Raw genomic sequence first — 10,311 nt, 5'->3', positions numbered from 1 at the left:
TGGCGGAGGAGGACAGCACCGCGGCGGTCCGCTGGGGCGCGGCGCGGCCGCTGGGCACGGCGTTGACGACGCTGGGTCTCGTGCGCGAGGACGACGAAGCCGAGCGCGCGCTGACCAAGGCGATCACGACGCTGCGGACATCCCCGGCGCGGCTGCAGCTGGCGACGGCGCTGACCGAGCTGGGCAGCCTGCAGGCGCGGCACGGCCAGTCCGAAAAGGCCATCGAAACGCTGCGGCAGGCGGTGGAGCTGAGCGAGCACTGCGGCGCGCGTCCGCTCGCCCGCCGCGCGGCGGAGGAACTGCGCTCGGCCCGGCGCGCGCTGACCCCGGCCAAGGACAACGAACACGGCTTGACGCGGCAGGAAAACCGCATCGCGGTGATGGCCGCACAGGGCCTGACCAACCGCGAGATCGCGACGGCGCTGCACCTGACCCGGCGCACGGTGGAGCTGCACCTGTCGGGCGCGTACCGGAAGCTCGGCATTCCCGGCCGCGCGGAACTCGGTGGTGCGCTGGCCAAGTCCCACCGTGCGGACGCGCGTTGACCCGATTCCGGGTCGTTGCTCTACTCGAGCCATGTCGTTCGAAGAACCGCTGAAATTCGCCTACTGGGTCCCGAACGTGAGTGGTGGCCTCGTCACGTCCGACATCGAGCAGCGGACGGACTGGGGCTACGAGTACAACCGGCAGCTGGCCGTGCTGGCCGAGAACAGCGGGTTCGAGTACGCGCTTTCCCAGGTCCGCTACACCGCGAGCTACGGCGCCGCCTACCAGCACGAGTCGACCGGGTTCAGCCTGGCGCTCCTGCTTGCCACGCAACGCTTGAAGGTGATCGCGGCCGTCCACCCTGGACTGTGGCACCCCGGCGTGCTGGCGAAGTTCATCGCGAGCGCCGACGTCATTTCCGGCGGCCGCGCGGCGGTGAACGTGGTCAGCGGCTGGTTCAAGGGCGAATTCACCGGCCTCGGCGAACCGTGGCTGGAACACGACGAGCGCTACCGCCGGTCGGAGGAGTTCATCCGCGTCCTGCGCGAACTCTGGACCAGCGACCACGCGGAGTTCCGCGGCGACTTCTACCGCATCCACGACTTCGACATCAAGCCGAAACCGGTCGCGGCCCCGCACCCGGAGATCTTCCAGGGCGGCAATTCGACGGCGGCGCGGAAGCTGGCCGGGAGCGTCTCGGACTGGTACTTCAGCAACGGCAAGGACTTCGACGGGTTCAGCGAGCAGGTCTCGGAGGTTCGCAGTTACGCGTCGGAGAATTCGCGGACCGTCCGATTCGGACTGAACGGGTTCGTGATCGCGCGTTCTTCCGAGAGCGAGGCGCGCGCGGTGTTGAAGGAGATCGTCGAGAAGGCCAACGTCGAGGCGGTGGAAGGGTTCCGGTCGGCGGTGGCGCAGGCGGGCAAGTCCACTTCGGACTCGAAGGGCATGTGGGCGGACTCGGGGTTCGAGGACCTGGTGCAGTACAACGACGGCTTCCGGACGAAGCTGATCGGCACGCCGGAGCAGATCGCCGACCGGGCGATCGAGTACAAGAAGCGCGGGGCGAACCTGCTGCTGCTCGGGTTCCTGCACTACCTGGAGGACGTGGAGCACTTCGGCAAGGAGGTGCTGCCGGTGATCCGGGCGAAGGAACAGGACCTGGCCCGCGGAGCCGCGACGCCGGAGCCACTGGGAGTCTGAGGCGGCCGCCCTGCCGCCCGCGGGGCGGTGGTCACGCGGCTGCCCTGCGCGGCCGTCGATTAGCTTGAGCGGGTGAACTTCTGGGCAGGGACGGGCAGCCTCGCGCTGCTGGCCGTCGTGCTGGTCTTCGCCATCGTCCGGCCACGCGGGTGGCCCGAAGCGGTCGCCGCGGTGCCGGCGGCGGGTCTCGCGTTGCTGCTCGGGCTCGTCCGCCCCGAAGCAGCCGGGCAGCGGGCTGTCGAGATCCTCCCGACCCTGGGCTTCCTGGCCGCCATCCTACTTTTGTCCTTTTTGGCCAGTGTCGACGGCGTCTTCAGCTGGCTGGGCAACCGCCTGGCCGAGGCGTGCCACGGCAAGCCCCGCCGCCTGCTGGTGCTCACGTTCGCGGCGGCGGCCGGGGTGACCGCGATCCTCAGCCTGGACGCCACCGTCGTCCTGCTGACCCCGGTCGTGCTCGCGACCGCGAAGAGCCTGGAGCTCCCGCCCCGCCCCCACGTCTACGCGTGCGCCCACCTGGCCAACTCGGCATCGACGCTGCTGCCGGTGTCCAACCTGACGAACCTCCTGGCGTTCGCCGCGTCGGGCCTGACGTTCGCCGGGTTCACGGCGCTGATGGCGTTGCCGTGGCTGGTCACCATCGGCATCGAGCTGCTGGTGTTCCTGCGGTTCTTCGCGCTGGACCTGCGCCCGCGCGAGACCGCCGAGCCGACGCAGCACCTCGAAACCCCGACGTTCGCCCTGGTCGTCCTGGGCCTGACCCTGGCCGGCTTCGGCGTCGGCCAGCTCGGCCACGTCGAGCCGGTCTGGATCGCGGCGCTCGCCGCGCTGGTCCTGGGCGTCCGCGCACTGTCGGCGGGCAAGATCCGGCCGTGGCAGCTGATCACCGAGGCGTCCCCGCAGCTGTGCCTGTTCGTGCTGGGCCTGGCGGTCGTCGTCGAGGCGGTTTCGGAGCACGTGCTGGGCGGCCTCCTCGGCGACGTCCTGCCGACGTCGACCGGCCTGCTCGACCTCCTGATCGCGGCCGGAGTGGCGGCGCTGTTGGCCAACCTGGTCAACAACCTCCCGGCGACGCTGATCCTGCTCTCGGTCCTCGGCCCGCACCCGGCACCAGGCGTGCTGCTGGCGGTCCTGCTGGGCGTCAACATCGGCCCGAACGCGACCTACCTGGGCTCATTGGCGACGCTGCTGTGGCGCCGGACGCTGCCGGCCCCGCCGTCGGCCCGCACGTTCCACGCGCTGGGCGCGCTCACGACCCCACTGTGCCTGGCCGCGGCGACCGGGGCGTTGTGGCTGAGCTTGACCGTGGCGGGCTGAGCCGTGGTCGACCCGTCGCTGAGCCTCGAACACTCGCCCAGGGCGACTTCCGCTGTTGGTCGCCCTGCTGAAGGTGCCGCCGCCCCATCGGCGACGGCACCTCGATAACTCCACCAGGCGCGGCCGCGAAGCTCGGCAACACCGGAAAGCGACCCCTGACCGCTCAGCTGGGCATCGTGATCGTCTGGCCCGGCTTCATCGTCGCCCCGCAGTCGTCCAGTGGGCCGCCGAAGCGGTCCGCTGCCACCGCCGGGATCGTCTTCGCCGCGTACTCCTGCGCCGCCTTCAGCTTCGCCGGGTCCGTGACCGCGTCGCGGCGGACCCAGTCGCCGTTCCTCAGACCCTCGATCGGCGACGAATAGATCAGCACGTAATCGCGATCCAACCGCGGGTCCAGCGCGATGCCGTTCCCGGCCGCCCACGGGCCCCACGAGTGGATGAACGTCGGCTTCACCGTGTCGAACACGTAGTCGCGCAGGCCCGCCAGGTCGTTGTCGTGGACCAGGTCCGCGATCGGCTTGTTGACCAGGCCCGCCATGTCGACCAGCTCGAGGCGGCTGGTCATCGACGAGCCGCCCAGGTCCGGCAACAGCAGCGACGCCTTCCGCAGGCCCAGGATGTCCGCGTACGTGTTGAAGCCGCGGCCGAAGCGGTCCGCGACCAGGCACGCCGTGATGTTGGGGTTCTTCGCGAACTTGTCGGCCGCGGCCGCGAAGCCGATCGCCGAGGGGACGAACGCGCCGAGCAGCACGACGACCACGCCGACGCGCAGCAGTGCGCGGCGGTGGCGCAGCAGCTCGCCCGCCGAGAGCGTGCCCGCGATGACCGCCAGCGGCCAGATCGGGCTGGCGAAGCGGTGCTGGTACATCCAGTCGGCGACCATCACGCCGTACGCGACGATGCCGAGCCCCAGCGGCACCAGCAGCGCGACCAGCGACCGCCGCCACGGGGCCTTGACCAGCGCGAACACGATCACCAGCGCCAGCACGACCACGCCGGCCCAGCCCGCGTAGCCGACCAGCTCGAACGGGCGCTTCACCGCGTCGAAGCCGGGCAGGCCCTGCTGCTTCGCCACCGACGGGTTGGCCAGGAGCCTGCCGAACTCGGCGTGGCGCCAGACGACGTACGCGCCGAACGGCACCGCGAACGCCGCCACCGACAGCAGCGCCAGGCGGAAGCTCTTCCAGAACAGGCCGCCGCGCAGCAGGAACAGCGCCGCCAGCGGGTACGCGCCCGCGTAGATCAGGCCTTCCGGGCGGGTCAGCGCCGCGAACGCCACCATGACCCCGGCCCAGAGCGCGACCTTCGGGGTCAGCAGGCGGTCGTTGCGGACCGCGACGAACAGCGTCACGCCCAGCGTGACCACCGCGAACGCGAACAGCGAGTTCTCCAGGCCGGACACGACCCAGATGACGAACGACGGGATCGTCGCCAGCGTCAGGCCGGCGACCAGCGTGGCCAGCCACGCGAAGCGGGTGAAGATCTGCTTCGCGGCGAAGTAGCAGGCGGTCAGGATGCCGCCGGTGAACAGCAGGCCCAGCGCCTTCGGGAACAGCACGTAGTCCGGGAGCCCGAAGAGCGAGCCGTGGTCGAAGAGGCCGACGAGCTTGCCGAGGCCGAGCAGCACCATCCACGTCGGGTCGGAGAAGCCCTCGACCGGCGGGGCGCCCGGCTGCAGCACCGGGCCGAGGCCGTCGGCGAAGCTGCGGGCGTAGGAGAACGTGATGGCGGCGTCGTCGACGATCCAGTGGCCGTAGCGGGTGGCGTGGACGGCGACCGCCGCGACGCCGGCGAGCACGGCCAGCACCGGCGCGAGCCGCGCGCCCCAGCTCCGCGTGGTCGTCGCGGGCGCCGGGTCCTCGGGGACGTCGCTCGGGGAGGTCTCGGTGAGTGCGCTAGCCGTCATGTCCTCGTCACTGTTCCGCCCGCAGGCTTCTGCCGGTGGGATACGCGCGAGCTGGCGCCCCCTTAGTGGACCGATCCAGCCGGCCCGCCACCGCGGCGACGCGGTCGAGACACTGTAGCCAATACCCCATCCGGGGTCGGCCACGCGTCGGCATTGAGCGTGATCCACCCCACATCTCTTTAAAAATCTCAGCGGCCGTCAGGACAGGTGCGAGGTGTCGTTGACCAGGCGGACCGACGCGTTGCCGTCCGGGTAGAACTCGACGATCGACAGCGACGCCAGGTCGAGGTGCAGCCGGAAGAGCAGCTGCGGGCCGGCGTCGAGGCCCATCCGCAGCAGCGTCTTGATCGGCGTCACGTGGCTGACCAGCAGCAACGTCTTGCCGCCGTGCTCGGCGATCAGCTCGTCGCGGGCCTTGCGGACGCGCCGGTGGACGACGTCGAAGCTCTCCCCGCCGGGCGGCGGCACCGAGCTGTCGCCCAGCCAGGAGCCGTGCAGTTCGGGGTCGCGGTCGGCCGCTTCGGCGAACGTCAGGCCTTCCCAGTCGCCGAAGTCGGTCTCGATGAGGCCGGGGTGGGTCTCGACGCGCCCGCCGAGCGCGTCGGCGACGGCCTGCGCGGTCTGCTTCGCGCGGGTCAGCGGTGAGGAGATGATCGGGACGGGCTCGCCGTCGACGACCAGGCCGTCCATCGCGGCCAGCCGTTTCGCCGCCGCCGCGGCCTGCGCGCGGCCCAGCTCGGTGAGCGGGATGTCGCCGCGGCCGGAGTAGCGGCGCAGCGCCGACATCTCCGTCTGGCCGTGGCGGAGCAGGAGCAGCCGGGTCGGGGTGCCCTTCGCGCCGGTCCAGGCCACGGTCGCGCGGTCGGGTTTGCGAGTCGGGAGCTTCGGCTGGGCGGGTTTGCCGGCGGCCGCGTCCATCGCCTCGTTGGCGAGCCGGTCGGCGTGGGAGTTCTGCGCGCGCGGGATCCACTCGTACTTGACGCGGGCGAACCCGGCGGCCAGCTCCTTGGCCTGCACGGCGAGCGGCTGCATGTCCGGGTGCTTGATCTTCCAGCGCCCGGACATCTGCTCCACCACGAGCTTCGAGTCCATCCGGACGTCCACTGTGGACGCGCCCAGCTCGGCCGCGGCGGCCAGCCCGGCGATCAGCCCGCGGTATTCGGCGACGTTGTTGGTGACGACGCCGAGGCTTTCCTTCCGCTCGGCGAGCACCAGGCCGTCACTGTCCTTCACGACGGCGCCGTAGCCCGCGGGCCCCGGGTTGCCGCGGGACCCGCCGTCGGCTTCGACGATGACGTGCGAGGTCACAGACCCGACTCCACGGTCCGGACCAGGATCGCGCCGCAGTTCTCGCACTGGATGACGTCGTCCTCGGGCGAGCCCTTGATCTCGTTGACGGTGTTGCGGTCCAGCTCCAGCTGGCAGGCGCCGCAGCGGCGGGCGCGCAGCAGCGCGGCGCCGATGCCCTTGTGCTCGCGGACCCGCTCGTACAGCTTGAGCAGCGGCTCCGGGAAGCGCGGCACCAGCTTCGCGCGGTCTTCTTCGCGGCGCGCACGGATCGTGTCGAGGTCCTTGAACGCCTCGTCGCGGCGGGCGGTCGCGGCGACGACCTCGGCTTCGGCCTTGTCGACCTCGGCGCCGGTGCGCTGCGCGTCCAGGCCGAGGGCCTCGCGCTGCTCCATCAGCTCCAGCAGGTCGTCCTCGAGCGCGCGCTGGCGCCGCTCCAGCGACTGCAGCTCGTGCTCGATGTCGGTCATCTGCTTCGCGTTCACCGAGCCGGACGCCAGGAGCTTGCGGTCGCGGTCCTCGCGGGCGCGCACCGACTCGATCTCCTTCTCCTGCCGGGCGATCTCGCGGTCGAGGTCGGACGCGGCGGTCTCCACCGAAACGAGCGCGTCGCGGCGCTCGCGGGCGGTCTTCTCCCCCGCGTCGATCTCGGCCAGCTCCGGCAGGGTGCGGCGGCGGTGCGCGGTGCGCGAGAGCTCGGCGTCCACCTTGGCGAGCTCGAGCAACTGGCGCTGCACGGCGGGTTCGGCCTTCACGGTGCTCCTCTTAATTCGATGTGCGCTCGGCGCGGACGTTCCACGGGTCGGTGCACCGCGTGGAGACGTGAACGTCGACGTTACCCGCAAAGGCCCGCGCCACGACCGCCGAGGCTTGCCCGCACCACGGCCATTCGCTGGCCCAGTGGGTCAGCCCGACCAGCGCGGGCACCGGCCCGGCCGCGGCGAGGTGCTCCCCCGCGGGGTGATGCCGCAGGTCGGCGGTGACGTAGGCGTCGACACCGGCCGCGGTGGCCTGCTTCAGGTAGGAGTCCCCGGCCCCGCCGGACACCGCGACGGTGCGGATCTCCCGGTTCTCGTCGCCCGCCCCGAGCACCCCGGGCACGGTCTCGGGCAGGGCGTCGGCGACGCGCTGGACGAAGACCGCGAACGGCTCCGGCTCGGGCAGCTCGCCGAGGCGGCCGATGCCGGTGACGCCGTCGGCGTTGGGCTCCAGCGGGCCGGTGACGCGGAGCCCGATCGCCCGCGCGAGCGCGTCCGAGACGCCGGGGTCGGCCGAGTCGGCGTTGGTGTGGGCGCAGTAGAGGGCGATGCCCGCGCGGATCATCCAGTGCACGAGCGCGCCCTTGGCGGTGTCGGCCGGCACGCCGTGCACGCCGCGCAGGAGCAGCGGGTGGTGCGCGACGATCAGCTGCGCGCCCAGCTCGGCGGCCTCGTCGACGGTCTCGGCGACGGGGTCGACGCAGAAGAGCACGCGCGTGACGGGCTCGGCGGGATCGCCGCAGACGAGGCCGACGGCGTCCCACGACTCGGCGAGCGCGGGCGGGTAGGCCTGCTCCAGCACGGTGATGATTTCGGATAGTGCGGGCATCCGGGGATCTTCGCATGTACGGTCGCGGGCCATGCGGGTACTGGCGGTGCTCTTCGCGGTGGTTTCCGGTCTCCTCGTGGCGGCCGGTCCGTCCTCGGCTTCCCCCCAGGGTTTGTGGCGGCTCACCGACCTCGCGGCGCAGCGCGTGGCGATCGCCGACCAGGTGGCGGCGGCGAAGTACGGCACGCCGTCCCCGATTGACGACCCGGCCCGCGAGCAGCAGATCTACGACTCGGTGGCCGCCCGCGCCCCGGGCCTCGGCCTCGACCCGGCGGACGCGGTCCGGTTCTTCCGCGCCCAGATCGAGGCGAACAAGCTGGTGCAGCGCGGGCTTTACGCGCGCTGGGACGCGCACCCGTCGGAGGTGCCTTCGCCGCGACCGGACCTGAGCACGATCCGCCCGGTGATCGACCGGCTGAACACGGGCCTGCTGACGGAGCTGACTTCCCCGGCGCGGTCCTCCCGCTCGTGCCCGGCCCGGCAACTGGTGGCGGCGGGCATGGCGGACGTCGTCCACCACTTCGACGCCCTGCACGCGCGAGCCCTGCAGGTGGCGACGTCGGCTACCTGCACGGGCTGACGGAGGCGCCCCGGCGACGTCTGGCCGCCGTCGCCGCGAGCGCCGCGTCGAGCGTCAGTTGCAGTTGCCGCAGCAGCCGCAGCCCTGACCGGTGCACTTCGAGCAGCATCCGTGCATGATCGCTTCCCTTCCGGTTCGCGTCCTCGCTTGATCACGCTAAGTGCCGGTTGTGGGGCGGGGGTACCGCCGAGCGAGCGGGTGACCGGGTGAACCGGCCGGTTACGCTCGCGGACGTGACCCACATCGTCTTCGTCTGCTCGAAAACTCAAGATAGCATCTTTACATGACGAAGACGATCGTCCGGGTCGCGGATCCGCACACAGCAGCCATCTACCTGCGGATCTCCGAGGACCGCGAGGGCCGGAAGGTCGGCGTGAAGCGGCAGGAGATGCACTGCCGGGCGCATGCCAAGCGGCTCGGCGCGAAGGTCGTCCGGGTCTACTGCGACAACGACATCTCCGCGAGCGCGAAGAGCGAGAAGGAGCGGCCGGACTACCAGCGGATGCTCCGGGACGCGGAGGCCGGCCTCTTCGGGATGATCATCGCGTACACCACGGGACGGCTCACCCGTGATCCGCGTGAGTCCGAAGATCAAATCGACCTGGCGCGCGGCTACGGGACCCGGTTCGAGTTCACGCACTCGCCGACGGTCGACCTCACCACCTCGGCGGGACGCCGGATGTTCCGCTGGATGTCGGCCAACGACACTGGTGAGGTGGAGGACATCCAGGAACGCCAGAGCGACCGGAAGCAGCAGCTGATCGCCGATGGCCAGTGGACCGGCGGGCGGCGGCCATTCGGCTACAAGTCCGACGGGCGCCGGATCAAGCGCTCCGAGCAGGAGGCGGGCCTGGACGCGGCGAAGCGCCTGCTGGCTGGGGACAGCGCGCGCTCGATCTGGGGCGCCTGGAACGAGGCCGGGATGACCACGACGGCGGGTAGCCCGTGGGACGGCTCGAACTTCCGCCAGATGATCCTTCGGCCCCGGAACGCCGGCCGGGTGGGCAAGATCCCGGCCGGGACGAAGGACTTCCGGAAGGCCCTGGAGAAGCTGCCGAAGAGCCAGTGGAAGCCCATGTTCGCTCCAGATGACCGCCAGGCCGCCGAGGACCTCTGGGTGGCCCTGGCGCACAAGCTGGCCGATCCGGCGCGAACGACCAACCCGAACCGTGGGCGTACCTCGCTGACCCTCTCGGGCAGCTTCCTCTACCGGTGCTGGTGCGGCGAGCTGGAACGCTCCGGAGGCACCACGGCGGCCGGAGCGCCCCGGTACATGTGCAAGGCCGGACACACCCGGCTGGCCGGGCCGATCGACGAGCTGGTCCGCGCCGTGGTGTGCGCCCGGCTGGACGACCAGGGCGTGAAGCTGCTGCCAAAGACGGTCGACCGTGCGCCGATCATGGAGAAGCTGGCCATGCTGGAGGCGCGAGCCGAGGAGGCCGCCGCACTCTTCGGCGACCCGGAGTCCGGCTACACGGCCGAGCAGTTCAAGGCCACCAACGCGCGCCTACGGCCGGAGATCGAGAGGCTGAAGCGGGAGCTGGCCGAGCTGTCAGACGGCTCGGCGCTGGAGGGCGTCGCCGATGCGCCGAGCCCGAGTCGCGCGTTCCTGGCGAAGACCATCGAGCGCCAGCGCGCCATCATCGGCGCCCTGGTCACCGTCACGATCCTGAAGGCCCCGCGTGGCCGGCACGCGTTCGACCCGGAGACGGTCGAGATCCTGCCCCGGTAGCTCGGCCTCGCCCGGGGTGAGCAGCGCGGTCACGCGCTGGCGCTGCTCGTCGGTGATCGGGGGCCAGGTGGACACGAGCGTGCGCGCGTACTCAGCCAGCGCTTCGCCCGTCATGCCACCAGTCTATTCGAAATAGAGCAGTAAAGCGTCGTTCGGCGTGCGGATCAGAATTCCGATCCCATATGTAGCTGACCTACGCTACCTGCACGGGTAATA

10 protein-coding genes are annotated in these 10,311 nt (G+C 71.2%); 5 read left to right on the top strand and 5 right to left on the bottom strand.

All coding sequences use genetic code 11. The annotated features are described in order from the left end of the window. From G3I65_RS01700 to G3I65_RS01690, 3 genes are all read left to right on the top strand, one after another. The coding region (locus tag G3I65_RS01700; RefSeq protein ID WP_160694071.1) for a LuxR C-terminal-related transcriptional regulator at nt 1–545 on the top strand (545 nt) is incomplete at its 5' end. 31 nt (nt 546–576) lie between these two features. After that, nucleotides 577–1,689: a dimethylsulfone monooxygenase SfnG gene (gene sfnG, locus G3I65_RS01695; RefSeq protein WP_160694069.1), complete on the top strand. Its 1,113-nt coding sequence runs from the start codon at nt 577–579 to the stop codon at nt 1,687–1,689. Between the two features lie 72 nt (nt 1,690–1,761). After that, nucleotides 1,762–3,003, top strand: a complete 1,242-nt coding sequence (locus G3I65_RS01690) for an SLC13 family permease (protein WP_160694067.1) — start codon at nt 1,762–1,764, stop codon at nt 3,001–3,003. Nucleotides 3,004–3,166: 163 nt separating this feature from the next. Here G3I65_RS01690 and G3I65_RS01685 read toward each other — a convergent pair whose 3' ends face one another. From G3I65_RS01685 to G3I65_RS01670, 4 genes are all read right to left on the bottom strand, one after another. Next, a complete protein-coding gene (locus G3I65_RS01685; RefSeq protein ID WP_160694065.1) occupies nt 3,167–4,909 on the bottom strand; it encodes a hypothetical protein in 1,743 nt (580 codons plus the stop codon). Between the two features lie 198 nt (nt 4,910–5,107). Continuing rightward, nucleotides 5,108–6,217 (bottom strand): bifunctional RNase H/acid phosphatase, encoded by a 1,110-nt coding sequence (locus tag G3I65_RS01680; protein ID WP_160694063.1) that lies wholly within the window; start codon nt 6,215–6,217, stop codon nt 5,108–5,110. Then, nucleotides 6,214–6,951 carry a zinc ribbon domain-containing protein gene (locus tag G3I65_RS01675; RefSeq protein ID WP_160694061.1) on the bottom strand — a complete coding sequence of 246 codons (738 nt, stop codon included), beginning with the start codon at nt 6,949–6,951 and terminating at the stop codon, nt 6,214–6,216. Before G3I65_RS01675 ends, G3I65_RS01680 begins: the two co-directional genes overlap by 4 nt. 10 nt (nt 6,952–6,961) lie before the next feature. Further along, nucleotides 6,962–7,783 (bottom strand): Nif3-like dinuclear metal center hexameric protein, encoded by an 822-nt coding sequence (locus G3I65_RS01670; RefSeq protein WP_160694059.1) that lies wholly within the window; start codon nt 7,781–7,783, stop codon nt 6,962–6,964. Between the two features lie 31 nt (nt 7,784–7,814). Here G3I65_RS01670 and G3I65_RS01665 point away from each other — a divergent pair, with 31 nt between their 5' ends. Continuing rightward, the gene (locus tag G3I65_RS01665; RefSeq protein WP_160694057.1) at nt 7,815–8,363 is read left to right on the top strand and encodes a chorismate mutase; all 549 of its coding nucleotides are present in this window, start codon (nt 7,815–7,817) and stop codon (nt 8,361–8,363) included. Here G3I65_RS01665 and G3I65_RS58170 read toward each other — a convergent pair. Continuing rightward, nucleotides 8,347–8,472 carry a hypothetical protein gene (locus tag G3I65_RS58170; RefSeq protein ID WP_255481826.1) on the bottom strand — a complete coding sequence of 42 codons (126 nt, stop codon included), beginning with the start codon at nt 8,470–8,472 and terminating at the stop codon, nt 8,347–8,349. The two genes, G3I65_RS01665 and G3I65_RS58170, sit on opposite strands and share 17 nt — an antisense overlap. A 174-nt stretch (nt 8,473–8,646) precedes the next feature. Here G3I65_RS58170 and G3I65_RS01660 point away from each other — a divergent pair, with 174 nt between their 5' ends. Next, on the top strand, nt 8,647–10,095 hold the full coding sequence (locus G3I65_RS01660; RefSeq protein ID WP_160694055.1) for a recombinase family protein: 1,449 nt from the start codon (nt 8,647–8,649) through the stop codon (nt 10,093–10,095). Nucleotides 10,096–10,311 lie beyond the last annotated feature (216 nt).

The sequence above is a fragment of the Amycolatopsis sp. SID8362 genome (assembly GCF_010550475.1).
GTDB classification, from domain to species: Bacteria; Actinomycetota; Actinomycetes; order Mycobacteriales; family Pseudonocardiaceae; genus Amycolatopsis; species Amycolatopsis eburnea.
The sequence above is the reverse complement of the archived record's forward strand: the minus strand, read 5'-3'. Positions and strand labels throughout refer to the sequence as shown.